27 protein-coding genes are annotated in these 24418 nt (G+C 60.8%); 12 read left to right on the forward strand and 15 right to left on the reverse strand.

Features of this window, described 5'->3' with window-relative positions; all coding sequences use genetic code 11:
• Positions 1–432: 432 nt before the first annotated feature.
• The 3 genes from B0G74_RS29725 to B0G74_RS29735 all read right to left on the reverse strand — a co-directional run bounded on the left by B0G74_RS29725 (position 433) and on the right by B0G74_RS29735 (position 3485).
• Positions 433–669 carry a DUF2783 domain-containing protein gene (locus B0G74_RS29725; RefSeq protein WP_132378928.1) on the reverse strand — a complete coding sequence of 79 codons (237 nt, stop codon included), beginning with the start codon at positions 667–669 and terminating at the stop codon, positions 433–435.
• Between the two features lie 92 nt (positions 670–761).
• Positions 762–2471 (reverse strand): FAD-dependent oxidoreductase, encoded by a 1710-nt coding sequence (locus B0G74_RS29730; protein ID WP_132378930.1) that lies wholly within the window; start codon positions 2469–2471, stop codon positions 762–764.
• 54 nt (positions 2472–2525) lie between these two features.
• Positions 2526–3485: an MBL fold metallo-hydrolase gene (locus tag B0G74_RS29735; RefSeq protein WP_007178302.1), complete on the reverse strand. Its 960-nt coding sequence runs from the start codon at positions 3483–3485 to the stop codon at positions 2526–2528.
• Positions 3486–3723: 238 nt separating this feature from the next.
• Here B0G74_RS29735 and B0G74_RS29740 point away from each other — a divergent pair, with 238 nt between their 5' ends.
• Both B0G74_RS29740 and B0G74_RS29745 read left to right on the forward strand, forming a co-directional pair.
• Complete coding sequence (locus tag B0G74_RS29740; RefSeq protein ID WP_132378932.1) at positions 3724–4611, forward strand: IclR family transcriptional regulator; 888 nt, start codon at positions 3724–3726, stop codon at positions 4609–4611.
• Positions 4608–5486 (forward strand): helix-turn-helix domain-containing protein, encoded by an 879-nt coding sequence (locus B0G74_RS29745; RefSeq protein ID WP_132378934.1) that lies wholly within the window; start codon positions 4608–4610, stop codon positions 5484–5486. The genes B0G74_RS29740 and B0G74_RS29745 overlap by 4 nt, the downstream gene beginning before the upstream one ends.
• Before the next feature lie 40 nt (positions 5487–5526).
• On the opposite strand, the gene B0G74_RS29750 is transcribed toward B0G74_RS29745, so the two are convergent.
• From B0G74_RS29750 to B0G74_RS29760, 3 genes are all read right to left on the reverse strand, one after another.
• On the reverse strand, positions 5527–6390 hold the full coding sequence (locus B0G74_RS29750; protein ID WP_132378936.1) for an SIS domain-containing protein: 864 nt from the start codon (positions 6388–6390) through the stop codon (positions 5527–5529).
• Positions 6391–6560: 170 nt separating this feature from the next.
• Positions 6561–7643: a sn-glycerol-3-phosphate ABC transporter ATP-binding protein UgpC gene (gene ugpC, locus B0G74_RS29755; RefSeq protein ID WP_132378938.1), complete on the reverse strand. Its 1083-nt coding sequence runs from the start codon at positions 7641–7643 to the stop codon at positions 6561–6563.
• Between the two features lie 65 nt (positions 7644–7708).
• Positions 7709–8482 (reverse strand): SDR family oxidoreductase, encoded by a 774-nt coding sequence (locus tag B0G74_RS29760; RefSeq protein ID WP_132378940.1) that lies wholly within the window; start codon positions 8480–8482, stop codon positions 7709–7711.
• A 279-nt stretch (positions 8483–8761) separates the two neighbouring features.
• Between B0G74_RS29760 and B0G74_RS29765 the strand changes: the two genes are divergently transcribed.
• From B0G74_RS29765 to B0G74_RS29775, 3 genes are all read left to right on the forward strand, one after another.
• On the forward strand, positions 8762–9994 hold the full coding sequence (locus B0G74_RS29765) for a sugar ABC transporter substrate-binding protein (protein ID WP_132378942.1): 1233 nt from the start codon (positions 8762–8764) through the stop codon (positions 9992–9994).
• Between the two features lie 157 nt (positions 9995–10151).
• Entirely contained in the window at positions 10152–11042 is an 891-nt protein-coding gene (locus B0G74_RS29770) for a sugar ABC transporter permease (protein ID WP_132378944.1), read from the forward strand.
• The gene (locus B0G74_RS29775; protein WP_132378946.1) at positions 11039–11890 is read left to right on the forward strand and encodes a carbohydrate ABC transporter permease; all 852 of its coding nucleotides are present in this window, start codon (positions 11039–11041) and stop codon (positions 11888–11890) included. Before B0G74_RS29770 ends, B0G74_RS29775 begins: the two co-directional genes overlap by 4 nt.
• Before the next feature lie 112 nt (positions 11891–12002).
• Here B0G74_RS29775 and B0G74_RS29780 read toward each other — a convergent pair whose 3' ends face one another.
• Positions 12003–12296, reverse strand: coding sequence for a DUF1330 domain-containing protein (locus B0G74_RS29780; RefSeq protein WP_132378948.1), 294 nt, complete (start codon positions 12294–12296; stop codon positions 12003–12005).
• Positions 12297–12552: 256 nt separating this feature from the next.
• Here B0G74_RS29780 and B0G74_RS29785 point away from each other — a divergent pair, with 256 nt between their 5' ends.
• Positions 12553–13224, forward strand: a complete 672-nt coding sequence (locus tag B0G74_RS29785) for a DsbA family oxidoreductase (protein ID WP_132378950.1) — start codon at positions 12553–12555, stop codon at positions 13222–13224.
• A gap of 149 nt (positions 13225–13373) precedes the next feature.
• Here B0G74_RS29785 and B0G74_RS29790 read toward each other — a convergent pair whose 3' ends face one another.
• Positions 13374–13694, reverse strand: coding sequence for a hypothetical protein (locus tag B0G74_RS29790; RefSeq protein WP_132378952.1), 321 nt, complete (start codon positions 13692–13694; stop codon positions 13374–13376).
• Positions 13695–13977: 283 nt separating this feature from the next.
• Here B0G74_RS29790 and B0G74_RS29795 point away from each other — a divergent pair, with 283 nt between their 5' ends.
• On the forward strand, positions 13978–14385 hold the full coding sequence (locus B0G74_RS29795; protein ID WP_243658344.1) for an MOSC domain-containing protein: 408 nt from the start codon (positions 13978–13980) through the stop codon (positions 14383–14385).
• Between the two features lie 86 nt (positions 14386–14471).
• On the opposite strand, the gene B0G74_RS29800 is transcribed toward B0G74_RS29795, so the two are convergent.
• Entirely contained in the window at positions 14472–15632 is a 1161-nt protein-coding gene (locus tag B0G74_RS29800) for a porin (RefSeq protein WP_132378954.1), read from the reverse strand.
• A gap of 623 nt (positions 15633–16255) precedes the next feature.
• Here B0G74_RS29800 and B0G74_RS29805 point away from each other — a divergent pair.
• Entirely contained in the window at positions 16256–16699 is a 444-nt protein-coding gene (locus B0G74_RS29805; protein WP_132378956.1) for a Fur family transcriptional regulator, read from the forward strand.
• Positions 16700–16723: 24 nt separating this feature from the next.
• On the opposite strand, the gene B0G74_RS29810 is transcribed toward B0G74_RS29805, so the two are convergent.
• On the reverse strand, positions 16724–17203 hold the full coding sequence (locus B0G74_RS29810; RefSeq protein ID WP_132378958.1) for a hypothetical protein: 480 nt from the start codon (positions 17201–17203) through the stop codon (positions 16724–16726).
• 351 nt (positions 17204–17554) lie between these two features.
• Between B0G74_RS29810 and B0G74_RS29815 the strand changes: the two genes are divergently transcribed.
• The 3 genes from B0G74_RS29815 to B0G74_RS29825 all read left to right on the forward strand — a co-directional run bounded on the left by B0G74_RS29815 (position 17555) and on the right by B0G74_RS29825 (position 19282).
• Complete coding sequence (locus tag B0G74_RS29815; RefSeq protein WP_132378960.1) at positions 17555–18241, forward strand: tetratricopeptide repeat protein; 687 nt, start codon at positions 17555–17557, stop codon at positions 18239–18241.
• Complete coding sequence (locus B0G74_RS29820; RefSeq protein WP_132378962.1) at positions 18127–18741, forward strand: tetratricopeptide repeat protein; 615 nt, start codon at positions 18127–18129, stop codon at positions 18739–18741. Before B0G74_RS29815 ends, B0G74_RS29820 begins: the two co-directional genes overlap by 115 nt.
• A gap of 73 nt (positions 18742–18814) precedes the next feature.
• Entirely contained in the window at positions 18815–19282 is a 468-nt protein-coding gene (locus B0G74_RS29825; protein ID WP_165923942.1) for a hypothetical protein, read from the forward strand.
• Between the two features lie 26 nt (positions 19283–19308).
• Here B0G74_RS29825 and B0G74_RS29830 read toward each other — a convergent pair whose 3' ends face one another.
• From B0G74_RS29830 to B0G74_RS29840, 3 genes are all read right to left on the reverse strand, one after another.
• The gene (locus B0G74_RS29830; RefSeq protein WP_132378966.1) at positions 19309–19893 is read right to left on the reverse strand and encodes a nucleoside 2-deoxyribosyltransferase; all 585 of its coding nucleotides are present in this window, start codon (positions 19891–19893) and stop codon (positions 19309–19311) included.
• A gap of 197 nt (positions 19894–20090) precedes the next feature.
• Positions 20091–20531 (reverse strand): hypothetical protein, encoded by a 441-nt coding sequence (locus B0G74_RS29835; RefSeq protein WP_132378968.1) that lies wholly within the window; start codon positions 20529–20531, stop codon positions 20091–20093.
• 268 nt (positions 20532–20799) lie between these two features.
• Positions 20800–22491 carry a metallophosphoesterase family protein gene (locus B0G74_RS29840; RefSeq protein WP_132378970.1) on the reverse strand — a complete coding sequence of 564 codons (1692 nt, stop codon included), beginning with the start codon at positions 22489–22491 and terminating at the stop codon, positions 20800–20802.
• A gap of 523 nt (positions 22492–23014) precedes the next feature.
• Between B0G74_RS29840 and B0G74_RS29845 the strand changes: the two genes are divergently transcribed.
• Positions 23015–23542, forward strand: coding sequence for a hypothetical protein (locus B0G74_RS29845; RefSeq protein ID WP_132378972.1), 528 nt, complete (start codon positions 23015–23017; stop codon positions 23540–23542).
• An 87-nt stretch (positions 23543–23629) separates the two neighbouring features.
• Here the strand turns inward: B0G74_RS29845 and B0G74_RS29850 are convergent, their stop codons facing one another.
• A complete protein-coding gene (locus B0G74_RS29850; protein ID WP_132378974.1) occupies positions 23630–23854 on the reverse strand; it encodes a hypothetical protein in 225 nt (74 codons plus the stop codon).
• Between the two features lie 136 nt (positions 23855–23990).
• A complete protein-coding gene (locus tag B0G74_RS29855) occupies positions 23991–24410 on the reverse strand; it encodes a hypothetical protein (RefSeq protein WP_132379494.1) in 420 nt (139 codons plus the stop codon).
• Between the last annotated feature and the right edge of the window lie 8 nt (positions 24411–24418).

Raw genomic sequence — 24418 nt, forward strand, 5'->3', positions numbered from 1 at the left:
TTAATCCAGAGCGACGCCGATTCGGCAAACTGCGCAGGAGAAAGCCACTTTCCGTCGACTTTCATCGACGCCAACTCTTGAACGACAAGGTCGCTTATCAAAAACAATTTCATCTCGTGTCTCTTTCTGGCCGAACGTGGGGAAATTCCCACCGGCAACGCACGAGGACATGGTGCGCCGGCACGAAGCAATCTGGCCTACCGGAACGACACATCCTATGCGATCTGATCATCCTTCCCTCAACAAGCCGACTAGTATGAGGCAGCGCTTGTGCCGCTTTGCTAAGAAGAATCTGATAGTCAGAAAGAAAAAATTGAGATGAATCGCGGATTGTCTTCCGCGAATTTGAGAGGAAGCGCGCAACAAATCACTACTATTGACGTCTTCCGAAATCTGCGTTGCACAAAGTCAATCTTTGCTCGCGCTATGCGGTTATGCAGCCAGCGGACGCGCTTTACCATTTCGCGCCGACACGTCGGCCACGCCGTCGCGAGCATGCCGCATCGCTTCGAGCAGCGTGGCGTGATCGCCGATATGGTTGGCGAGCAGCAGGATCAGTTGCGCATTGGCCGACTGGCTCTGCGCATCGTCCAGATCGCGATGCATGTCGATCAACGCCTCGTAGAAATCGTCGGGTCGGGCGAGATTCGGTTGCGTGTTCAGTGTCATGTCTGTCTCCTGTCGACCAGAGTTGGCGCTTTAACGCTTACTCCGATCCCATGCAAATTGCTTGCGGCTATTGTTTTCCTGATGCCGCACGTTCAAGCCGTGCCTTCGACGCACAGTGCGCGTTTCAATGCATGCGCGACATCACCCGCATCGAGTTGCCGCCAGCGCGCGCAAACATGCTGGTCCGGACGAATCAGATAGAACGTGCCGGGTTTTGCGTCGTAGCGTGCGTGGGCCAGCCCTTCGATATCGTGCGCGACTTGCGCGTTCGCAGACACAAAGGCCTGCGGATCGCCACGCGTCACAACGACGAGCTTCAACGGAATCGGCCCAGCGCGCAACGTGTCCAACGCGGCCCGAGTCGCCTGATCGACACCTTGATCGCCGCACAACAGCACGCCGGTGAATTGCTGGCCGAGTTGCTGCAGCAGCCATGCCGGTTGTCCCGCCACCTGCACCGGTGCATCGACACACGATGCGCCCGGCACCATCGCCCCTTCAAACGGGTCACGGTCCGCTGTATTCAGCGGAGAATCACGCAACACCGCCGGCACTGACAGCCGGCCGCTATTGGCCAATTGCCGTGCAAACGGATGATGACGCGAGAGCTTCAGCACGGCATCGCGGAACACGCGGCTCACGGGACTCTTCGGCGTGATGAAATCGGTGGAGCGCGTGGAGTTGCGGATGTTTTCGTCGGCGGCGAATTCGCGTTCGCTTGCATAGGTATCGAGCAAAGCATCGGAGGCCTTGCCTTCGAGCACCATCGCCAGTTTCCACGCGAGGTTTTCCGCGTCCTGCACACCGCTATTCGCACCGCGCGCGCCGAACGGCGACACGCCATGCGCGGAGTCGCCGGCGAACAACACGTTGCCGTGCCGGAAACGGTCCATGCGCAAACACGAGAACGTATAGACGCTGACCCATTCCAACTCGAACTTCGCGTCCGGCCCGAGCAGCGCACGCACGCGCGGAATGACGCGCTCCGGCGTCTTTTCCAGCACCGGGTCGGCGTCCCACCCTAGCTGGAAATCGATCCGCCACACATTGTCCGGCTGACGATGCAGCAGCACCGATTGATTCGGATGAAACGGCGGGTCGAACCAGAACCAGCGCTCAGTGGGAAACTCCGCTTCCATCTTGACGTCGGCGATCAGGAAACGATCCTTGAATGTCACGCCTTTACTGTCGAGTCCCATCAGATTGCGGATCGGACTGCGCGAGCCGTCGGCGGCGACCACATAGCGAGCGCGCAACGCGTACTGACCATTCGGCGTGTCGACGGTCAGCGTTACGCTGGCGTCGTGAGTGCCGGGCGTACCGCTTTGCTGCACGCCGACCACTTTGCTTTTCCAGCGGATCTCGAGATTCGGCAACTCCTGCGCGCGTTCGAGTAGAAAGCCTTCGACGTAGTACTGCTGGAGGTTGATGAACGCGGGCCGGTTGTGGCCCGCTTCAGGTTGCAGATTGAACGTGTACACCAACTCGTCTTTCAGAAACACCTTGCCGACATTCCAGCTAATGCCCTTGTCCACCATTCGCTGGCCGCATCCCAAACGGTCGAAAATATCGAGCGAGCGTTTCGAAAAGCAGATCGCGCGCGATCCCGTGGACAATGAACAATCATCGTCGACCAGCACGACCGGCACGCCCTGCTGCGCGAGATCAATCGCGGTGGCGAGGCCCACCGGGCCCGCGCCGACCACGATCACGGGATAGGCCGCCTGGTCCGCACCGCTCTGCGCGCTCTGTTCACGACACGCCTGATATTCGAACGACAGCGTCTGGTAGTTGATGCTCATCTTGTGTCTCCGTCCTTCTCCGCTCTGCGGCGTCTTGCTGTGCGTCTGTTCTTATCAGGCTTGCAGCGCGTCCCACATTTCCTTGTCGCGCTGCGCGGTCCAGATACGCGGATGCGTGATGCCGCTGGCTTCGTCGAAAGCGCGCGAGACGTCGAACGGCAGACAGTGCTCGTAGATGAAGACGTGGCCGAACTTCGGGTCCATGGCCTTGCGCGTGTGCGCCATCGCGGCCTTCAGGTCGAGTTTCTGTTCGACGGCTTCACGGCCCTGTTGCAGCAACGTGGTGACGAAGTCTTTCGTGTAATCCAGACCCTTGTTGACGTCTTCGGGCGTGGTCAGCGCGGGGCCGCGACCCGGCACGAGCTTGTCGGCCTTCAGCGCGCGCAATGCCTCGAGCGTGGCCGGCCATTGTTCGAGCTGCGCGTCGCCGCAATAACAGGCCGCGTCGTACTCGACCAAGTCGCCGGAGAACAGCACCTTCTGCGATGGCAGCCACACCACCGTATCGCCCTTAGTGTGACCCGCGCCGAGATGCGCGATGCGCACTTCGAGCTTGCCGAGGAACAGCGTCATTTCCTTTTCGAATACGAGCGTTGGCCACGTCAGGCCCGGCACCGTTTCGACGCCGGCGAACAGGCGCGGGAAGCGTTCAATTTCCGACTTCATGTCCGCTTCGCCGCGCTCGACGATCATCTCGTACGTGCCGCGGCTCGCGATCACTTCCTGCGCGCCTTCTTCGAAATACGCCGATGCACCGAGCACGCGCACCGCGTGATAGTGCGACAGCACGACGTATTTGATCGGCTTGTCCGTGACGCTGCGAATCTTCGCGATGAGGTCTTGCGCCATGGCCGGCGTGGCGGTGGTGTCGACGATCAGCACGCCGTCGTCGCCGATGATCACGCCCGAGTTCGGATCGCCCTCGGCGGTGTACGCGTAGGCGTTCTCGGATAGCTTGGTCCACGTGACTTTCTTGACTTCCAGATCGGCCTGGGATGCGAATGCCTTTGCCATGCTTGTCTCCCTCAAAAGTTGGACGTGAGGCGAGACGGCAGGCTGCGCGAATGCCGCGCGGGCTGACAGTATTGGAGGATTGTCTCGCCCCGTTTTTGACTCTGTGACTGCGCCGGTGTGTCGGGGTGAATGCATCTTAGGACGGCGCCGGTTTATTTGTCAATAGCGAAATGTATCGCTATACACAAATCGCGAGAGGCCTAAGATGAGAACAGAAAGGCACAGGCCATCGGTTAACATGGACCCTTTTTTACGGACGAGCGCGGGTGTGAGCAAAGCAGCGAAATCGCCCACGGGCAAAGGCACAGGCGGCAGCGAGACGACGGACGGCGGCAAGACGCAGCGCGGCATTCAGAGCGTCGAAGTGGGCGGTCGCGTGTTGCTGGCGCTCGCGCAGGCGCGCACGCCGCTCGCCTTGTCCGACCTCGCCAGCGCCGCGCAGATCGCGCCCGGGCAGGCGCACGCCTATCTGGTGAGCTTGAGCCGGCTGGGTCTGATCAAGCGCGACGAGCTTTCTGGCCGCTACGAACCCGGCCCGCTGTCGTTGCGGCTCGGTTTGCTGCATCTGGAAAACCAGCCGGCGTTTCGCGCCGCCGTGCCGCGCGTGGCCGCGCTGGCCGAAGCGATCGGTTTCAGCGTCGCGATCTGTATTGCCGGGCCGCAAGGGCCGACCATCGTTCGCTATGAGCACGCGGGCTTTCCGTTGCACGTCAATTTGCACGTGGGCACGGTGATGTCGCTGCCGGCCACATCGACGGGACGCGTGTTTTGCGCGTTTCTGCCGCGCGCGGCGCTGGATGCCATGTGGGCGAATCAGTCCGGCGCGGCGAGTCGCGCCATGACACCGCCTGACCAAAGCACCGCCTTCGAAGCCACGCTGGACGCGATCCGCGCGCGCGGCCTGGAGTGCAGCGTGGATGCGCCGAGTCCGGGCATCAGCAGTCTGAGCGCGCCCGTGCTGGATGCCGACGGCCGCTTGTCGCTCGCGCTGACGGTGATCGGCTCGACCGGCGCGATCGACGCCGCCGCCGACGGTCCGATCGCGCGCGCACTGCTTGCCGCGGCGCGCGACATCGGCGCCGAACTGGCAACCGCACCTTCCCTGCTGGCTTCTTCCGCATCGTGACCGATTCTCTCGACACATCTCCCCGCACTTCCGGCGATGCCAAACCTCAACGCGGCATCCAGTCGCTCGATAGCACGGGCGAGTTGTTGGCGGCGCTGGTCGCGGCGGCGCGGCCGCTGAATCTGCGCGATCTCGCGGCGGCCGCCGGCATGCCGCCGGCGAAAGCGTTTCCGCACCTGGTGAGCCTGCTCAAAATCGGCTTGCTCAATCGCGATGCGGCGGGCTGTTTCGAAGCCGGGCCGCTCGCGCTGGAACTGGGTTTGATCGGTTTGCAGCGCTTGTCGCCGACGCGTGAAGCGGAGCCCGAGGTGGTCGAACTGGCGGCGTCGACGGGCATGAGCGTCGCGATGGCGGTGCTCGGGCCGCTTGGGCCGACCGTCGTGCGCCTGGAGGAATCGGCGCGACCGCTGCACGTGAGCCTGCGGGTCGGCACGGTGATGTCGCTGGCGAATACGGCGATCGGCCGCGTGTTCGCCGCCTATGTGGCGGACGATGTGCGCGCGGGTTTGCTGGCGCAGGATCATCTGCGGTTGGCGGGTGCGGATGCGGCCGATGTTTTTGCGGGGAAGGCGAAGTCGGCAGCCGCCACGGACGCAGCGTCTGCTTTGCCGCCGCTGACGAAAGCCTATGCGCAGCGTCTTGCGCAAATCCGCGCGGACGGCATCGATACGGCACTCAGCCGGCCTGTGCCGGGCATCAATACGTTAGCCGCGCCGGTGCTGGATCATACGGGCAGTATCTGCCTGGTCCTGGCGTTGATGGGGCCGAGCGGCAGCTTCGACAGTGAATTGACGGGCGGCCCGGCGCAGACTTTGCGCGCCGCGACGTCACGCTTGTCGCGACGTTTTGGGTGGATGGCGGCGGCTGCCGAGTAATCAAAACTGCGCGGAAATCGACAAGCGACTTCCGCGCCGCTCAATCCCCCGCCGCCTCCGGCTCATGCGACGCCAACCTCGCCTTCGCATGCCGCATCTTCTCGAGCGTCTTCGGTCCGGCTTTGAGCGCGACGCCAATCGCCAGCGCGTCCATGATGCACAGATGCACGAGCCGCGACACGCCCGGCGTATTCGGATCGATCGGGCTCGGCACGCGCAGCAGCAGCGCAATATCCACCAGCCACGCCAGCCGCGAGCCGACATTCGTCAGCGCAATCGTGGTCGCGCCACACTCCTTGGCAATCTGAATGCTCTCGTTGACTTCGACACTGCGGCCCGAATGTGAAATCGCAAAGGCGACATCGCCCGGTTCCATGAGGCCCGCGTAAAGACGCTGAAGATGCCCATCCGTAAACGCAGTGGATGCAATATCGAGCCGCAGAAACCGCAGCGCCGCATCTTGCGCGACCAATCCCGAACCCGAACCGACGCCAAAGAAAAACACCCGCCGCGCGCTCGACAACGCAGCAATCGCACTCTCGACTACCGCCGGATCCAGCGCGCCACGCGCATGCGTGATGCCGTCGACCGCTGCCTCGCCCACCTTGTCCATGAGCGTCTGCACGTCGTCGTCGCGCGCCACCGCCGTGGATGCATACGGCAGCCCGCCCGCCACGCTCTGCGCCAATTGCATCTTGAAGTCGCGCAGACCATGCGCACCGATCGCGCGGCAAAAGCGCGTGACGGAAGGCTCGGACACGTCCGCGCGCTGCGCGAGTTCGGTGATGCTCGCGCGCATCGCGAAGTCGACGTCGCTCAACACCATGTCGGCGACCTTACGCTCTGCGGGCCGCAAACTGGCGAGTGCACTGCGGATGTGGGGAATCAAGTTCGGTGCGGACACCCGGTGTTCCTTAAAAGCGCCCCCAGACCTGTCGCTTCGCGCGAGGCCCCCCGAGGGGATGAGAAAACTTGGGGCGGCCCGGCGTCTTCTCACGGGTTAAATGAATCCGCGTCGCAGCTTCAGCGAGCCCGAGGCAAGCTCGTATCGACCTCAAAACAGCAACACGCGGTTCAGACCAGCCTGCGTCCACTCTCCGTATCGAACAGATGAATATGTTCGGCCGGCAACCGCAGCGTCACGCGCTGGCCGGGCTCGATTTTCGAGCGCTGACGAGTCGTCACGCACCACGTGCTGCCGCCTATTTTCCCGTACAAGTGAGTCTCCGCACCAGTCGGCTCGACCACTTCGACTTCCATCGTCGCGTCGGGTGTCGGCGTCATGGTTTCGATGTGTTCCGGCCGCACGCCGAGCGTGACCTTCGCGCCGACCACGGCCGACGCGGGCGCGCCTTCCAGCACGATCTCGCCACCGTCCGTCAGATTCAGCGAGAGGCCCTGACCTTGCGCGCGGCTCGCGATCACACCTTCGGCGAAGTTCATCGACGGCGAGCCGAGAAAGCTCGCCACGAACAAATTCGCCGGATGATCGTACAGTTCCAGCGGACGGCCGATCTGCTCGATCCGTCCCGCGTTCATGACGACGATGCGGTCCGCCATTGTCATGGCTTCGATCTGATCATGCGTGACGTAGATCACCGTATTCTTCAGCCGCTGATGCAGCGCCTTGATTTCGGTGCGCATCTGCACGCGCAGTTTGGCGTCGAGATTGGACAGCGGCTCATCGAACAGGAACAGCGACGGCTCGCGCACCACCGCGCGGCCCATTGCCACGCGTTGCCGCTGGCCGCCCGACAGCGCGCGCGGCAAACGGTCCAGATAGCCGCCGAGGTTCAGCATCTTCGCGGCGGCTTCGATCCGCGGCTTGAAACTCGCCGACGACTCCTTGCGAATCCGCGGCCCGAACGCGATGTTTTCGTAGACGGACAGATGCGGATACAGCGCGTAGCTCTGGAACACCATCGAGATATTGCGCTGCTGCGGCGCGAGACTGTTCGCGCGCGTGCCGCCGATCATCAGATCCCCGCCGCTGATTTCCTCGAGCCCCGCCACCATGCGCATCAACGTGCTCTTGCCGCAGCCCGACGGCCCGACCAGCACGACGAACTCGCCGTCGTCGATGTCGAGATCGATGCCGTGCACCACTTGCGTGTCGCCATAGCGTTTGAAGATGCCGCTCAGTTGCACTGCTGCCATGCTGTCCTCATCGTCTTGCTTCGTTGACTCGATCTCGTGCTACTTGCAATGTTGCCGCGCGCGGTTCAGAGCGATTCGAGCGTCAGTTCTTCCGCCATCAGACGGTTGCCGGCCATCAGGCCGCCGTCGACCGGTAATGCAACGCCGGTAATTACGCGCGCCATCGGTGAGGCGAGAAACAGCACGGCGTCGGCGATGTCGTCAGGTGTCGCGAAGTCGCGCAACGGGTACCACTTTTTCAGATCCTCGAAGACCCGCGGATTCTTGTCGACGCGCGCCTGCCACGCCTGCGTCTTCACCGTGCCGGGACACACGATGTTCGCGCGAATCCCGTAGCGTCCGAGTTCGAGCGCGAGCGCCTTCGTATAACTGATGAGCCCGGCCTTCGCCGCGCTGTACGCCGGATGACCGAGCGCTGCCATGCCGTTCACCGAACCGATCAGCACCAGCGCGCCCCGTTGCCGCTCGATCATCGACGCGCGCACGGCCTCGACCGTGTGAAACGTGCCGTTCAGATTCAGATGAATGTCGCGCTGCCAGCTCGCGACATCCGTCGTGGCAAGCGTCAGACCTTGTGCCGCGCCCGCGTTGGCGACCAGCACATCCACCGGAGCGCGCACCTTGACCGCGGCGGCCACGGCTTGCTGCACTGCGGCGGCGTCGCCGATATCGACCGCGATCGGTGTGACGTGCGCCTCGCCGAGTTGCGCGGTCAAAGCCTTCAGCGCGGCGGCGTCGATGTCGAGCGCCAGCACCGTATCGCCCTGTTCCACGAAGCGCCTGCACAACACGCTGCCGATGCCGCCGCAAGCGCCCGTTACCAACACCACACGATTCATGTCCGCCTCGCTCTTCAACCGCGCCGCCAGCACCGGATTAGCGTGTAAATTTCTTACAAACCAAGGCTGGCGCAGTTGTCTAGTCATCCCGAAGATTGGGTATCCGTGACATCACGCTATGCAGAATACCCCTGCTTTACAGCATCTTATGCACAAAACTGGCCGGGAAGAAATATGGCAGACCCTACGTGACAAGCTATTTTGCGTCATGTAGGATTTTTTCAAACAATTCAACCCGAAGCGGCCGGCGACGGCAGCAAACCACCCCAGGAGAGAGAAATGTCGTTGCATGCCCGTGCTTCCCTCGCGCTAGGCAAAATTGCCGTGGCGCTCGCGTTTGCAGGTATCGCCGTCGCGGCTCACGCCGACACGGTCCGCGTGACCGTCGCCCACTACAGCGACGCGACCGCACCGTACTTCGAAAAGATGGCCCGTAACTTCGAGAAGGCCAATCCCGGCACGACCATCAAGATCGAAGATGTGAACTGGGACACGCTGCAACAGAAACTGCAAACAGACATTTCAGGCAACGCCAACGCCGACCTCGCGATTGTCGGCACACGGTGGCTGCTCGACTTCGTGAAGGACGACGTCGCCGAGCCGCTCGACGGCTATATGGACGCCAGCTTCAAGAGCCGCTTCATCGGCCCGTTCCTCGCGCCGGGTGAAATCAACGGCAAGGTGTACGGCCTGCCGATCGCCGCTTCCGCACGCGCGCTGTACTACAACAAAGACCTGCTCGCGAAAGTCGGCTATCCCGACGGCCCGAAGACCTGGAACGACGTGATCGAAGCGTCGAAGAAACTGAAGGCGCAGGGCATTGCCGGCTTCGGTCTGCAAGGCAAGGAAATCGAAACGGACGTCTACTATTACTACGCCCTGTGGACCAATGGTGGCGACGTGGTCGGCAAGGACGGCAAAGCGGCGTTCAATTCGCCGGCCGGCATCAAGGCCGCCACGCTCTACAAGACGATGATCGACCAGGGCCTGACGCAACCGGGCGTGACTGGCTATAGCCGCGAAGACGTGCAGAATCTGTTCAAGCAAGGCCGCGTCGCGATGATGATCTCCGCGCCGTTCCTCGCCAAGCAGATCAAGAAAGAAGCGCCGAACCTGAAGTACGGCATCGATCCGATTCCGATGGGCACGGCACACGCCACCTACGCTGTCACGGACTCGATCGTGATGTTCAAGAACTCGAAGGTGAAGAAGTCGGCGTGGAAGTTCCTCGACTATCTGTTCACGAAGGAACCGCGCGTGGAGTTCACCACGACCGAAGGCTTCCTGCCGACCACCAAGGCTGAGGCAACCGACCCGGCATTCAATGATCCGGACACCAAGGCCTTCGTCGCGCTGCTGCCGACCGCCCACTTCGCACCGACCGTGACCGGCTGGGAAGACACCGCCAAGGCCGTGACCGATGCAATGCAGTCGATCTACCTGGGCAAGGCGAAGCCGGCTGACGCATTGAACGCGGCGGCCACGCAAGCGAACAAGTCGCTCGGTAAGTGATCACGCAGCACAGTCGTACTGATCTCGTAGTGATCTGCTGAACCCGGAACGCGCGCCGCCACTACGAAGGCGGTGCGCGTTTCGCTCGTAATGCACTATCCGGCCCATCCCGACGCGCCTGCTCATCAATGCGGACGCGCCTTACGATCGAGCACGCATGAGCCGTTCCGCTTCTTCGCGCCTGCAAGCGCCCTGGTTGCTAATCGCGCCGAGTCTGGTACTGGCGCTCTTCATCATCAGCTATCCGATTTTCAACATCGTGTGGCAATCGCTGCACGAGGTCTCGCGCTTCGGCGCGATTCGCGATTTCACCGGTCTGCGGAATTTCTACACGATCTTCAGCGACCCCGCGTTTCTTGCCGCCGCCAAGCGGACCATTGTCTGGACCGTGTGTGTGGTGGGCGGCACGGTGCTGATCTCGGTGCCCGTCGCGCTGGTGCTGAATCAGGATTTCTATGGACGCGGCGTGGCGCGCACGATCGTGATGCTGCCGTGGTCCGTCTCGCTGACCATGACCGCCGTGGTCTGGCGCTGGGCCTTCAACGACGACTACGGCATGGTCAACGTCACGTTGCAGCGCCTCGGCTTGATCAGCGGTCCGATTCATTGGCTGGCCACGCCGGAGCTCGCGTTTCCGGTCGAAATCGCAGTCGGCATTCTGGTGTCGATTCCGTTTACGGTGACGATTCTGCTGGGCGGTTTGTCCTCGGTGCCCGGCGACATTTACGAAGCCGCTCGCATGGACGGCGCGAGCGCCTGGCAGCAGTTTCGCAAACTCACCATGCCGCTGTTGCGGCCGTTCATCAACATGACGATTCTGTTGAACGTGATCTACGTGTTCAACTCGTTTCCGATCATCTGGGTGATGACGCAGGGCGGCCCCGACAACAGCACGCACATTCTCGTCACGTATCTCTACGAGCTCGGCTTCCGGCTCGGGCGCCCCGGCGAAGCTGCAGCGGTGTCACTGATCATGCTCGTCATGCTGTTCGTTTTCTCGATCGCCTATCTGCGCCTGCAGCCCGCGAAAGAAGGAGATCCGTCATGAGTCTCAGCGTCAAGATGAAGCGCTCGCTGTGGTGCTGGCTCGCGCTGTCGCCGCTAATCGTGGTGGTGCTGTTTCCGTTCGCCGTCATGCTATTTACGGCGTTGAAGCCGGCTTCCGAGATTTTTGTCTATCCGGCGCGCTGGTTGCCGGTGCATTGGCAGTGGAGCAATTTCTCCGACATGTGGGTCGCCGCCAATTTCGGCGTGGCGCTGCGCAATAGCACGGTAATCAGTTTGCTGTCGACCGCGCTCGCGCTGGCAGTCAGCTTGCCGGCGGCGTATGCGTTGGCCAGATTCCCCTTTCGAGGACGCGGGCTCTACCGTCAGTTTCTGCTCGTCACGCAGATGTTGTCGCCTATCCTGCTCGTAGTCGGCTTGTTCCGGCTGGCAGCGATGATTCCTTATGGCGACGGCAACCTGGTTGACTCCAAGATCGGCGTGATCGTCTCTTATGCGGCCTTCAACATCGCGTTTGCCGTGTGGATGCTGTCTTCGTACTTTCAGACGGTGCCGCGCGATCTGGAAGAGTCGGCGTGGCTCGAAGGATGCGGACGGACCAAGGCGGTCTTCAAAGTGTTCCTGCCGCTCGCGGTGCCGGCGATCGTCGTCACCGCGATCTTCACGTTCATCAACGCGTGGAACGAGTTTGCCGTCGTGTACACCTTGATCCGCTCACCGGAGAATAAAACGCTGACCGTGCAGGTCACCGACATGGTCGCCGGGAAATACGTGGTCGAGTGGCATCTGGTGATGGCCGCTACGCTTTGCGCGACGTTGCCGGTTTCGGTGGTGTTCGCGTGGTTGCAGCGGTATCTGGTGAAGGGGCTCGCGCTGGGCGCGGTGAAATAGATTCGGTGGCAAGCGCGGCAGGCGGTGGCCTGCCGTTGCATTGCATCACGCTGGATTGCCGCCGTTGGGCGCGAACCTGCCTAAGCAGGTCGCGCTCGCCGCATCTTTCGCGTTAGTCCGTGCCGCGCACAATCCGCAGATCGCGCTCGACGCCATCGCCCAATGCCGCCAGCGCCTTCTTGTAGAGTTCGCTTTCGTAAGCCGCGACGGCTGCTTCGTAGGTCGGAAACTCGATCACGACCGTCCGCTCCTTCAAGCCCTGCTCACGAGCCTCGTCCGCCACGCCACGTACGATGAACTTGCCGCCGGCAGCCGCCACGGCGGGCACGGCAAGCTGCGCATATGCGCCAAGCTTGGCCGCGTCTTTCGTCGCGCGATATGACGTCACCCAATATCCCTTGCTCATTTGAAGCTCCTATCAACGTTGGAAAAGCAGTCGTTGTCGTGCACGACGGCGAAGAGGGATTATGACGCCTGCCGGCATCCCTGTTGCTCGCATGGTCAACGGCTCCAACTGCGGTTGGTGAATTGTAAGGCGCCGGCTCGCGTTCCGTCACGAGGGCGCCCCTGCAAATACTCGCAATTCAGGTTACGCTGTTTGCGGCCCTCGCTCTGGCACCAAGCCGGCCACGCAACAGATTCTTCCCATTAGGACCACCGCAATGACACAACCGCTCACAATCGATTTTGTCTCCGATATCGCCTGCCCATGGTGCGCGATCGGCCTCTCCTCGCTGCAACGCGCGCTCTCGCGCCTTGGCGACACGGTCGACGCGCAAATCGTCCTGCATCCGTTCGAGTTGAATCCGGACATGGGCCCGGACGGCGAGACCATTGTCGACTATCTCGGCAAGAAATATGGGCGCACGGCGGAGCAAATCGCTGAAACGCAGGCGGCGATTCGCGAGCGTGGTGCGAGCGTTGGTTTTGCCTTCGGCCCGCGCACGCACGTGTACAACACGTTCGACGCGCATCGCCTGCTGCATTGGGCCGGCATCAAGGGTGCGCAGTTGCCGCTCAACCTGGCACTGTTGCGGGCCTATCACGGCGAAGGCAAGGACACCAGCAACCACGAAGTGTTGATCGAAGCGGCGCAATCCGTTGGGCTCGACGCCGCGGAGGCACGTGACGTACTGCAAAACGGAACCTATGCCGCGGAGGTTCGTGCGGAGGAGCGGAATAACGAGGCAATGGGGATTCAATCGGTGCCGGCCACTATCCTCAACCGTCGCTATCTGGTGAGCGGCGGACAGCCTGTCGAAACTTTCGAGCAAGTCATCCAGCAGATTCTGGCTGAAGCGAAGGACGAAGGTTCACAAGCCGCGTCGCGCTGAACGTTCTCCATGCACCGGCAACATCATGCGTGCCGGAAATCGGCGGCATGCGGCGAGGGCGTCACTTTGGCGTGGAGTACAGTACGTGCCCAGACGCTCAACCCGCACGTGCTACCGTGACCATCGCGTTTCGGAGACCTGAGTCCCGCTTACGGCGACACCATCCCGTTGAGTCGCGTCTGATCCTGCTCGTTGTTATAGAGCTGGTTGTTGTACCGGCGGTTTTCATACTGCCGGTTTTCATACTGCCGGTTCTCGTATTGCCGATTGAAATACTGACGATTGTTGTACTGACGGTTCTCGTACGCACGATTATTCGCCGCGCGATCTGAATACGAGTCGACTCGCAACATGAATAGCGCCTGCGCCGCAGGAGTTTGAGCGTGCACCTGTTCGTTCATATGGACACACGCAACAAGCGCCACGAGCACGGATAGCGAACGACACGCAGTCGCTTTCGGCAAGTTCATCAATCCTCCTGGTGATCGATTCCCGGACTCCGCCCATGCTAGCCGGATCCTGCGATGTCCCAACTGGCGCATCGCGAAGGCCCGTCACGTCTTCCGAAGATCGGACGACAAAAGGCCGGTCCGGCGTCGACGGGTGGCCTTGCATCAAACACGTCATAATCGAAGCGCGCGCCCACCACAGAACCTTTCCAAAAAGGTGCCGCTCAACCCCGAATCTCCGCTCGCGCGCCTCATGCTCGCGCCCGTTCGCCCAGGTAGCGTCGTCTGGCTCGGCGTACGATCAATGCGCCGCGAACCGATGCGAGTCGTCGAAACCGTGGAGGCGCGCGTTGGCCACGGACTTGCCGATGATCACTACGGCCGCGCCGGTGGCAACAGGCAGGTCACTCTGATCGAGACAGAAAGCCTGGCTGCTATTGCGAGTCATTTGGGGCAAAGCGCGGTGTCGCCCCTGAATCTGCGACGCAACGTCGTAACGTCAGGTATCAATCTCTATGCGCTGAAGGCACGCCGCTTCCGGATCGGCGACGCGATTCTCGAAGCCACGGGCGAATGCCACCCTTGTTCCCGCATGGAAGAAGTGCTTGGAACAGGCGGATATAACGCGGTCAGAGGATTCGGCGGGATCACCGCGCGCGTGGTGGAAGATGGGACGATCGCGCTTTTGAGCCAGATCGTTCCGATCGACTGAAGACCGCGAGCATAGTGCTCGCGCAATGGCGCATGCCCGGCAGCGGCCAGGCATGCATCTTCACAGACTACTCGACACGAACCTGCTTAGAACGCGTGACGCATCCCCACGGTGACTGCCACTTGCGTGTTGGTCGAAGACGGCGACAACGTGTTGATCATGGCATGCGAGAGTACGGAGTCCGCCGGCGCACCATGCACGTTCTGATAGACGCCTTCGAGATAGAAGTCCGTACGCTTGCTGATCGAGTAATCGGTCTGCAGCATGGCCGTGTTCCATCCCGGCGACGAACCGTTATAGGCGCCATGCGTGTACGTGTACGCGCCGGATACGCTCAACGCCGGCGTAAGCGCGTACTTTGCGTTCACCTCGTAGTTGTCGAGACGCAGTGAACCGGCCAGCGATCCGGCAGACGGGTCGCCCGAACCGAGGTAGCTGCCCGTGCCGAACGAGAACACGCCCGACGCGTTGTCGATCTGCGTGTGGCTCCAGACCAGCCCGACAGTGGCCGGCCCGAACGTGTAGTTACCGCCCAGCGACCAGATACGCTGGCGTTGTGCGAGGAAGTTCGCGCTTGTATCGCTCGAAGTCACCGCGCCGCTGCCGTTGCCCGCGTTGTTCAATTGCAGATAGCCGGCGGCAAGATTCACCGGACCTTGCGCATACGAAACGCCGAAACCGTATGACCGGTTATTCCCGAAGTCGCCGGCCTTGTTGCTGAACGAATACATCGTTTCGAACGTAACGCCGCGGTAGGTCGGGCTCGCGTACTTGACCGAGTTGTTGATCACGACCGAATTCGCAGCAAGGTTGTCGTTCTCGAACGGATGCGCGGCCATGCTGCCGCCCCACGTGTTGAACTCCGCGGTGAGCGGTCCGACAAGGTCGTTCATCACGTCGAACTGGCGGCCGAACGTCAAGGTGCCGTACGGATCGCTTTGCAAGCCGACCCACGCCTGAGAGCCGAAACCATCACCGGAGAATGCCTGGGCGCCGTTGTTCAGCAGGAAACCTTGCTCGAGTTTGAAGACCGCGTGCAAGCCGCCACCCAAATCCTCCGAGCCCTTGAGACCGAAGACCGTGTTCTGGGTCGAACTGCTCACTTCCTGCCAATTGCTGTGCCCAAACTGATTGTTCGTGTAAACCAATCCGGTATCGATGAGGCCATAGAGCGTCACGCTACTTTGCGCATGCGCCGACATCGTAAATGCGCCGAAGAGCGCGGCCGCGAGTAAAGATTTTTTCATACTTTGTTGGCTCCGAGATCAAGCGGTAATTGAGGGTATCAATTGCTCTTTCCACCAGCGCCATGCACACGCATGCAATACATTTGCAACCGTTGTTGCGCAAACCGCGAGAAGCATAAGTAGTTATTGGATGTTTAGTGCGCGACACATCATTTCAATGACTTGGCCATGGTGCGCGCTTATCTATTGCATGGTTTTCATATCGGCTCAGTGGACGCGTACTAGCCAGCGCGGCGGTAAGCGAGCCCCCCAATCATAGGGCGATGAAAATAAATGAGGTGTCAAAAAAATAAGCCGCGTGGCGTCAAAAGAACAATGAGGGGGCGAAGCTTAACGCGTTGCGGGATCCGCCAGGAGTCAGTGTGGCGCGATTTTGACGGCAACGCCGAGCGAAAGGAATACGTAATTTAGCCAAAAACAGGCCGTTTGAGTTCATCGGTTTGCGACTGTCCAATGCTTCCCGAAACTGGCGCTTAAGGTTCTCTTAAGGAGCCGGCTTACATAGTTCGGCCACTCGCGGTTCGTCTTGCCGAAATAGCGCGACGTCATTCCCACCGACTTCTTCATCGCGGCGACCTTGAATCCAACAGGTCGGCCGCCGCTTCTCGAATGCCACGACGTCCATGAAAATTCATAGAATTCTGGAGCAAGCCCGCCTGCGGCCCACGTTCCCACGAGTCCTGGTGCTGGAGTTTTTTCATGAGCACGCTCGTGACCACTTCAGCGCTGAACAGGTCTATAAGCTTCTCAATGAAGACATGCGCAACATGAGCCTCGCCACGGTTTATCGTGTGCTCGGTCAACTCGTGGATGCGGATTTATTGTCCGGCGTGGCCTTTGGCGAAAGCCGCATGGTCTACGAACTGAATGACGGAACCCGGCACGATCACCTCGTCTGCACGGTCTGCGGTCGAATCTATGAGTTCTTCGATGCGGAAATCGAGGCGCGACAGCAGTCCGTCGCGAACAGTCTCGACTTCACGGTGACGGGACGTCAGTTGGTTCTGTTCGGCATTTGCGCCGGGTGTAGAAAGAGCGGCGCGCAGACGCGAGCGATGACGAGATAGAGACGCGCGACGCCGCTCATCGATTCATGCTTGCGCCGCAGCGGCTGCCGCCGCAAGTGCGCGGAAGTTTGCGGGCGTGGCAAAGGCGAGATACTGCTTCTGCATCTCTTCCGTCAACACTTCGATCAGCAGAACGTTTTCGATCCACAATTCGATCACATCGAAAAAGTTGCGCCCGCGCGTGCAGCGCACGGCGCGCCAGCCTTCTCGCTCGCCGATTGCGAATACTTCCTCGGGGGACAGTTTGCTCGCAATGGCAATGTGAAATGCGCTGTATCGCGGAGCAGTGCTCGAGCCTGGCACAGACGAAACCTGTTCGCCGTCGGGGCTGAGCACGCGATCGTTGGGATAGGTCTCGATGATCGAGCCACGGTCGTCGCCAGCTATCGCCATCCACGAATCGGGAAAGGAAAGGAACGGTGCGTGAAATCCGCCCCACAGTTCGGCGATGACACGTGCGACGTTTTCCGGATTGCGAGCCGGGATGGAAGCATGAAACAGCATGAGTGACCTCCGTCGAAAATCTACATGAAGGTTCGGTCCTTGTATTGCGTTCTAAAGGCGGCCTTTGCGCCATTCTCTTTTGTTGTCGTATGCGTCGGCGCGTGTCGTGCATAGCACGCGCACTCGTGGCGTTCAGGAGCTGCGTTGCCACGCACGGAGCATTTCGCGAATCAGCAATACATGCGCATCGGGCGGCGATACTCCCACTTGGCGGATGCACCGTCAAGTGGGGGTATCACCGCCACTTTCGTGTGATGAATTGCACTGCGATTCGCGACCTTTTTTCTTTCTGGCGGTCGCGGATCGTCTTAACTAAAGCGGAGGAATCGGCATCGACACAAGGAGGCCGCCATGGGCGTGCGCGTTCGGCCAAAAGGATTGCATGATCAGGAAGCCAACGTCGCCAGACAGGCGGAGCAAAACGCGAGTTCGGCCGCGGCCGACAAGCATAAGGCCGCGGAACTGGCCCGGCAGCAAGGCGCATTGGCGTTCTTTACCGACACCGAGGGCGCGCTCAAGGCTTATCAGCGCGCCGCCGGATACGAACCGGACGATCCGGACACGCTGATTTTCATCGGCGACCTGCAAGACCGGCTCGGCCAGACGCAGCAGGCGCTGACGACATTCGATCAGGCGCGTGCGCTGCTCGAGCGAAAGCGGGCAGCGTCGCCCGACAACGCTGCTCTGCTAAGCGACCTTGCGGTAGCGCATGACCGGATGGGCGTCGAGATCCAGAAGCAAGGCAACCTCGAGAGCGCGCTTGCGCACTTCAGACAGGCGCTTGCCATATTGCAGAAGCTGGTTCAACAGGATCCGGGCAACCAGGAGTGGCAACGCGATCTTGCCGTCACGCATGACTCGATCGGCGCCGTTCTTCAATCGGCGGGAAAGATCGCGGACTCTCTGGCGGAGTTCCGCAAAGCATGGCGATCATCGAATCGCTTGCTCGTAACAAGCCCGACGATGTCGATCTCCAGCTCGATCTCGCACTGGCGCGCTCGCGCATCGGCGACAGCCTTCTCGAACAAGGTGACTTGACCGGTGCATTGGCTTCGTATCGCCAGGCAGTGACGGTGGCCGACGCGCTCGATCGACGCGGTCTGGCTGATCCGGCTAAACCGCACAATTCTTCGCCAAGAATCATGACCGTAGCCGAGGCGCGATTTTCCGCTCATCAAAGGCTGGGCATTGCGTTGGAATCGAAGGGAGACTATGAGGGCGCGCTGGCGGCGTATCAGACCGCGCTGAACATCGCCGAAGCGCAGTCGCAGAAGGACCCGAACAATGTCGATGGGCAGAAAGAGATTCTGTCCGCGCATTTGCATCATGCGGACGCACTCATTGCGCGCGGTGACAACGACGCGGCGTTAGCCGAGCTGCGCCAGGCGCTGACGCTCGGCGAGTCGCTCTCCCGCCGTGAACCTGACCACCGCTATTTGCAGGAAAGCGTGGCCCTCGCGCACGTGAGCATTGCCATGCAATTACTCGCGCAAAAAGACGCAGCACAGGCGGCAAAACGAGGCGCGGCGCGGTATTGAATTGCTCACCCCGCTCGCGCAAAGCGCGCCTGGCAACAAGTCGTGACAGTCCGATCTCGCCACGGGTCACTCGTTGCTGAGCGCGGCGCTCCTAGTCCAGAATGATCTGCCTGGCGCTTTGGCCGAGTCGCAGAAGAGCATCGACATTGTCGACGTGCTCGCTCACGACGATCCGTCGAACGCGAGTTTGCGGCAAACCCTCGCGGAGTTCCACATCATCCGTGCAAGCACGCTCATGGCGCAAAAAAACGCCGCCGACGGCGCTTCTGAAGCGCGCAAGGCCACGGATGCCATCGAGCCTATCGCGAAGCGTGATCCAGACAATGCGATGACCCAGTCGACATTGGCGGAGGCGTATTTTCTGCTGAGTAAGTTGAGCGCCACACCAGACGAGCAGCGCGATTTCCGCAATCGGACGATCGAAATTCTCACGAAGCTGAAAGACCAGGGGAAGCTCATGGGCGCTTTTACCCCCATGCTGCAAACGGTACGAGCCGATGCAAGCGCGGACTCCGCCGCACTTTCGCAATCTTCCAAATAGAGCGCCTGCCCCGCAGGCATCATGCCTTATGGCTTCTTGAAAGTGCTGTACAGCGTCTTCGCAAGCGCAGTCAACTCGCCACCACGCTCGCGAAGCGACGCGATCTCCGCACCGCTCTCCAACGTCTGCTCCACGCCGCGACTCTGATCGCGCGCGACGGCTTTCACAATGGCCTGCGGCAGAGCCGACAGTTGATCGACCACGTCGAAATCGCCTAAGCCCGTGAGCATCGGATTGTCGGAGCCACTGAGCATGGAGCGTGCATCAGCCTTGAAGAGAACAAGCGGCTTGCCCGCATGCCACGCAAGCGACGCCTCGACAACCGTGCCTTCATCGGCAACGCGGCCGTTGAGATTGGCGACCACCGCATCGCAACGCCTGAGCAGTTGATAGGTATCCAGGCTGAAGATCGCGCGGTCGAGCATGTGCGCGGCTTCTTCAACCGACGCGCCGAGCTTCTCGAGTTCCGGCTTGAGCTTCGCGAACTCGAGACCGTCGCGATGCGGAAGAAATGTCGTCAAACCCGCAGCCTCCAGCGTGGCTGCAATTGACTCCATTTCGGCCCGTTCGGCTGCGTTGAAGAGCGGTCCTGCGCAATACACTCGTGGCATCTTTCGTCGTCTCCTGAGGATGGAGGAAATCGTAAAGTACCCTCGCAGCGCGTGTCGGCATGCGACTGCGGGGACCGTTTACGATAACCATCGACGAGGCAAAGTCAATGCAGAGTGTCGGTCACGTATTGCCCGGCGCAATTGGCGCGTGGGCAAGTCCCTGTGCTATGAACCAGGTCGCCCTCTCGCTCTTCCGCTCAGTCGTAATGCCGATGCTTGTGATGACGCTTGCCCGACCGGTTGCCGCGGGAATAGTCGTCGGCGTACGAGTTGGAGCGCGAGATGTTGCCGCCGAGCGCCGAACCCGCGCCGCCGCCCAATGCAGCGCCGACCAGACCGCCGCCGCGACCGCCCATCGCATTGCCAGCCGCCGTGCCCGCGCCGCCACCAAGCACGCCGCCGATAATCGCGCCCGTGCGTTCCCTGCGATTCGACGTGACCGCGCCGCCGGCGCCGCCGCCCACTGCCCCGCCGAGTACGGCGCCCGTGCTGCCGCCGACCGCGCCGCCCAGCGCAGCGCCGGCGACACCTCCGAGCGCGCCGCCAAGCGCGTTGTTCATATCGCCGGCCATTGCCGACAAGGACGCCGAAGCCGTGAGCGCTGCAACGGCAACAATCTTGAGGATTCTCTTCGACATAACAAGCTCTTTCATTGTTGTTGACGGCGCCGAGTATAACCGCGCTTTTGAAAGGCCTTTGTAACCACGTCACTTCGCATCGGTAAGACGTGTAACAAAATGATCGAAGGGTTGAGAGCAGAGTTTTTTACAGCCTCAAGCCAAACAGGATGAGAATCCGGCCGGTTGCTTTTGCATATCCTAGGGATAGCTAATCATATTGACGATCGTGCCGACGATACTGGCGAACCGCCGTAGACCGGCAGCCCGCCAACCGCTGATTCGAATCTTATCCGCGACGCTTCTTTTTTAACTCGATGGTCTCGAACAATTCGTAGTTCTGCGTCGGCGTTTGATCCGCGCCTGGCGCGTGATAGTAGTTCATCGTGACCGTGGTCTCGCCGCCCGGATGCCCCGGATCATGATCGAACACCGCGATGCCATAACCGGTGCCGGTATCGCGTTGCGCCGACCAGATCGCATCTTCCACCGCGTCCGCATTCGCGCGCACGAAAGTCCCGGCTGTCGTGCCGGCCACCGGGCGATTAGGGCGCGTGAAAATACGCGCCTGCGGCAGTCCCGTGCCGGCATCCAAGCCATAGACATCCAGCGGCGCGCTCGTGCCGCCGCCGCCGAGAATCAGGTGAATCGTGCCGTGGCTCGTATCGAACGTGGATGCGCCCGACGACACCGCCGACATCACCGGTTTCGGCTGCAATGTATCGACCGGCCGGCCCGTCGCGATGTCGGTGCCCTTGTTGTGGTTGCAGCCGCGCACGGGATAACTGCGCTCGTAGTCGTGATCGTGGCCGCACAGCACCAGGTCCACGCCGTAGCGATCGAACAGCGGCAACCAGGCCTCGCGGATGCCTTTATCGGAACCGTTGCCCGTCTTCGACGAACTCAGCGCGTCCTGATGCATCTGAACGATGATCCAGTCGACCTCGTCGTCTTCGGAGGCACGGTGCAACGTCTTCTCCAGCCAACGCGTCTGCTCGCCGGCGCTATAGCCGCGCACATAGAGCGACGTACCGGGTTGTATAGGCGGGTTGCCGGTGCTGGCCACCGGCACCAGCGGATCCGGGCCGGCAACGAACGCGGCCGCGTCCTGATACACGACGTCGTCCGCATCGAGCGAAATGAACAGCACGGAACTCACGCGAAAGCTGTACCAGCGGCCCTGAAAGCGCGTGTGATTATCCGGCAGCGTATAGCGCGCGAGATACGAGGCGAGGCCTTGTTCGCCGTTATGGAACTCGAGCTCGTGATTGCCAGGACACGGCATCCACGGCCGGTTCGACGCGGACGTCTGGCAGTTGTTGCCGAAGTCGCGCCACACATCAGGCTGGTGCGTCGGATTTAGATTGGCATAGCACAGGTCGCCATTGAGCAGGTGGAACAGCGGCTGAAAGCGCTCGACCGCCTGCACCGCGAAGCGGCTTTGCGGCGACGACAGAACCCAGCCGGTATTCGGCGTCGCGAGATCGCCATAACTTGTCCAGCGAAACGGCGCGCGTCCACGCGGCGCAGTACGGAAGTTCGCGGTGAAGGGCTGAGCCGCGTTGCTGTCGTTCTCGGCGGTCACCTCGTATTCGTAACTCGTATCGGGTTTCAGATCTCGCAGACGCGCGTGATACGTGAACACGACCTCGCCGTTGAGGCCGTCCGTATAGGTGCTTTGGACGCCATGCACCGTATGTTTCCCCTCGCGCGCGCCGCTGACGCGCACCTGCGGGTTCACTGCCGGCGCAAGCGACGCCCACGACACCGTGACCTCGTGGGTCGGATCATTGCCCCAAGTCAGGTGGACTTGCTCCGGTGTACCGTCGGGTGCACTGTTCGCCGCGCGCGCCGCCGATGAAAGCGTGCCCGCCGCCGTAGCGAGACTGGACGCACCGGCAAACTTCAGGAACCCACGACGCGAGACGATGGTAGCGCCTTGATCGGTCGGCGATGCCTTAGCGATTTTTCTGTTCGACATGTCTGGTGTTGTTGTACGGGGTGGAAGGACGCCGACGCATGGGACGGCGCACCGCGTTCTGCGTGAACCGCCAGTGCGCTGATGACCGGCGCGCAACGGGGACGACCAGCCATCGTAGTCGCCAGGCTATGACACTCGGATGAAACCGCCCGATGCGGACAGTTTCATACTCCCACATCTGCATTGCAAATCAGATGATTGACAGCTTGGTAGACCGATATATATCATTTGAAAAAAGCCAAACGGAATTCATAAAATCATTCATTCGGAAGTCATTTTTTAGCGTGCATTTCGATATGCAGCGCAGCTAGAAATAATTAGCGAACGGCGTCTACGGCGAACATCGCGCGCGTTCAAATAATTGATTTTTATAACTTTTATCGACCAAAAACCAGACTACGGGCAGATTCCAGGCTTTCCGCCTTTAAACACATTTCAATTTCACAACCAGACCGCCGGCATTAACAGCAGGCGGCGGGGATTCGCGCGCCCCTAGCTGCGCTTCGGACTGAGTCATATTGCCATGAATACGAAAAAGAAATACACGGCGGCAACGTTATTGATCGCGGCACTGCTAGGCGGTTGCACGTCAATGGACGGCGCGATGTCCTCGACCTCGGATTTCCTCGACACCACTGGCGACGTCCTGAGCGGAGATTTCCGCGGATTGACGGCCGCACAGCGGACCACGATGACCGAGATGGCCGTCGACTGGAAGCAGAATGAAAATAACGCAAAGAAGAAATGGGACGAGCGCCGGTTGGTCGTGACCGGTATCGTCACGCGCGTCACGCATTCCGACGGGTTTGTCGGAAAGCCGGGCAAGTATGTGATCGTGTTCAAGGAACCGTCCAATCCGAAGTGCATCGGCGTGGCGACGACCCGCGATGATCTGATGGTGAACGACAAGCGGACCTCGGTGTACAAAACCGGGGACCGCATCGACGTAACCGGCGTGCTGCAGACACGCGCGGACGTCGATTCCGATGGCGCCGCTTGCCATTTCGCATTTGAACATGCGAGTTTCGCGTTGAATACCGCCCCGCGCTAAGGCAACCACGAGCGGCGGTAAGCGCGCTGAAGTGTTGCCGGCGCATGTATTCCATCATGGATCATGCGGCCAGCGGCGAACCACCACTCACGTCTGCGGATTCGTGTCGTCCGTGGGCTGGGTGTTGTCGGCGACGTCCTGCTTGTCGTCGTCTTTCTTTTCCATCATTGATTCCAGCTTGCCGGCGCCTTCAAAACCGGCGATAGCGGCGATGCCTTTCGTCAGCAAACCCGCTTCCGGATCCACTTTTTCTGCCGCTTCAACGGCGGCGATCGCCCCCGCGATCTTTCCTGCTTCGTCCAAGAGTCCCATGTCGCTCTCCTCGAGAAAAAGTGAGTTTGCATCGTCTCACGATCTCGACGCCTTGTCGTCAAATGTAAAACCGAAATGACGATTAGCTGACGCCGCGCAGAGACGCGACGAACTTTACGTTTAGTAAGCGTGACGGCTATGGTTTGGGCGGTTGTGGATTATTCGCCGGATTGGTATCGAATCTGGAGACACGTTGTACTCCGTCTTCACGGACCAACTGCAATAGTTCGTTCTCCATGTTATCGGCGACATCTTTGCCGTAGACCTCGTCGCCATTCACATAAACGGTAAACGATTGCAGGTACTTCGCCTTCTTCTCCGGGTTCTCGATCGTCTCGCGGGTCCATTGATAAAGCGGATAGTTTTCCGTACCTCGCTGCTCTGCTTCGCTCACGTAGTCGGCGAAGGCATCGAACTGGCATTTCAACGTTGCGTCGTGCCTGCGCAGAACATCACGAAGCACGCTATGCGAAGCACACGTTGGGTCGGCACGTAACGCGTCGGCAAATTCGGGCGAGACGGTGATCCGTAGCTGGAATTGCAACGGAGGTTCCATATTCGCCT

This window comes from Paraburkholderia sp. BL9I2N2 (genome assembly GCF_004339745.1).
Lineage (GTDB): Bacteria > Pseudomonadota > Gammaproteobacteria > Burkholderiales > Burkholderiaceae > Paraburkholderia.

What these genes read in the sequence shown, in the direction of transcription:
- B0G74_RS29725 (WP_132378928.1), bottom strand. Translation starts at nt 669, where the DNA reads ATGACACTGAACACGCAACCGAATCTCGCCCGACCCGACGATTTCTAC.
- B0G74_RS29820 (WP_132378962.1), top strand. Translation starts at nt 18,127, where the DNA reads ATGGCGATCATCGAATCGCTTGCTCGTAACAAGCCCGACGATGTCGAT.
- B0G74_RS29765 (WP_132378942.1), top strand. Translation starts at nt 8,762, where the DNA reads ATGTCGTTGCATGCCCGTGCTTCCCTCGCGCTAGGCAAAATTGCCGTG.
- B0G74_RS29780 (WP_132378948.1), bottom strand. Translation starts at nt 12,296, where the DNA reads ATGAGCAAGGGATATTGGGTGACGTCATATCGCGCGACGAAAGACGCG.
- B0G74_RS29815 (WP_132378960.1), top strand. Translation starts at nt 17,555, where the DNA reads ATGGGCGTGCGCGTTCGGCCAAAAGGATTGCATGATCAGGAAGCCAAC.
- B0G74_RS29760 (WP_132378940.1), bottom strand. Translation starts at nt 8,482, where the DNA reads ATGAATCGTGTGGTGTTGGTAACGGGCGCTTGCGGCGGCATCGGCAGC.
- B0G74_RS29810 (WP_132378958.1), bottom strand. Translation starts at nt 17,203, where the DNA reads ATGCTGTTTCATGCTTCCATCCCGGCTCGCAATCCGGAAAACGTCGCA.
- B0G74_RS29730 (WP_132378930.1), bottom strand. Translation starts at nt 2,471, where the DNA reads ATGAGCATCAACTACCAGACGCTGTCGTTCGAATATCAGGCGTGTCGT.
- B0G74_RS29840 (WP_132378970.1), bottom strand. Translation starts at nt 22,491, where the DNA reads ATGTCGAACAGAAAAATCGCTAAGGCATCGCCGACCGATCAAGGCGCT.
- B0G74_RS29855 (WP_132379494.1), bottom strand. Translation starts at nt 24,410, where the DNA reads ATGGAACCTCCGTTGCAATTCCAGCTACGGATCACCGTCTCGCCCGAA.
- B0G74_RS29830 (WP_132378966.1), bottom strand. Translation starts at nt 19,893, where the DNA reads ATGCCACGAGTGTATTGCGCAGGACCGCTCTTCAACGCAGCCGAACGG.
- B0G74_RS29775 (WP_132378946.1), top strand. Translation starts at nt 11,039, where the DNA reads ATGAGTCTCAGCGTCAAGATGAAGCGCTCGCTGTGGTGCTGGCTCGCG.
- B0G74_RS29770 (WP_132378944.1), top strand. Translation starts at nt 10,152, where the DNA reads ATGAGCCGTTCCGCTTCTTCGCGCCTGCAAGCGCCCTGGTTGCTAATC.
- B0G74_RS29790 (WP_132378952.1), bottom strand. Translation starts at nt 13,694, where the DNA reads ATGAACTTGCCGAAAGCGACTGCGTGTCGTTCGCTATCCGTGCTCGTG.
- B0G74_RS29845 (WP_132378972.1), top strand. Translation starts at nt 23,015, where the DNA reads ATGAATACGAAAAAGAAATACACGGCGGCAACGTTATTGATCGCGGCA.
- B0G74_RS29800 (WP_132378954.1), bottom strand. Translation starts at nt 15,632, where the DNA reads ATGAAAAAATCTTTACTCGCGGCCGCGCTCTTCGGCGCATTTACGATG.
- ugpC (WP_132378938.1), bottom strand. Translation starts at nt 7,643, where the DNA reads ATGGCAGCAGTGCAACTGAGCGGCATCTTCAAACGCTATGGCGACACG.
- B0G74_RS29785 (WP_132378950.1), top strand. Translation starts at nt 12,553, where the DNA reads ATGACACAACCGCTCACAATCGATTTTGTCTCCGATATCGCCTGCCCA.
- B0G74_RS29835 (WP_132378968.1), bottom strand. Translation starts at nt 20,531, where the DNA reads ATGTCGAAGAGAATCCTCAAGATTGTTGCCGTTGCAGCGCTCACGGCT.
- B0G74_RS29795 (WP_243658344.1), top strand. Translation starts at nt 13,978, where the DNA reads ATGCGCCGCGAACCGATGCGAGTCGTCGAAACCGTGGAGGCGCGCGTT.
- B0G74_RS29850 (WP_132378974.1), bottom strand. Translation starts at nt 23,854, where the DNA reads ATGGGACTCTTGGACGAAGCAGGAAAGATCGCGGGGGCGATCGCCGCC.
- B0G74_RS29735 (WP_007178302.1), bottom strand. Translation starts at nt 3,485, where the DNA reads ATGGCAAAGGCATTCGCATCCCAGGCCGATCTGGAAGTCAAGAAAGTC.
- B0G74_RS29805 (WP_132378956.1), top strand. Translation starts at nt 16,256, where the DNA reads ATGAAAATTCATAGAATTCTGGAGCAAGCCCGCCTGCGGCCCACGTTC.
- B0G74_RS29740 (WP_132378932.1), top strand. Translation starts at nt 3,724, where the DNA reads ATGGACCCTTTTTTACGGACGAGCGCGGGTGTGAGCAAAGCAGCGAAA.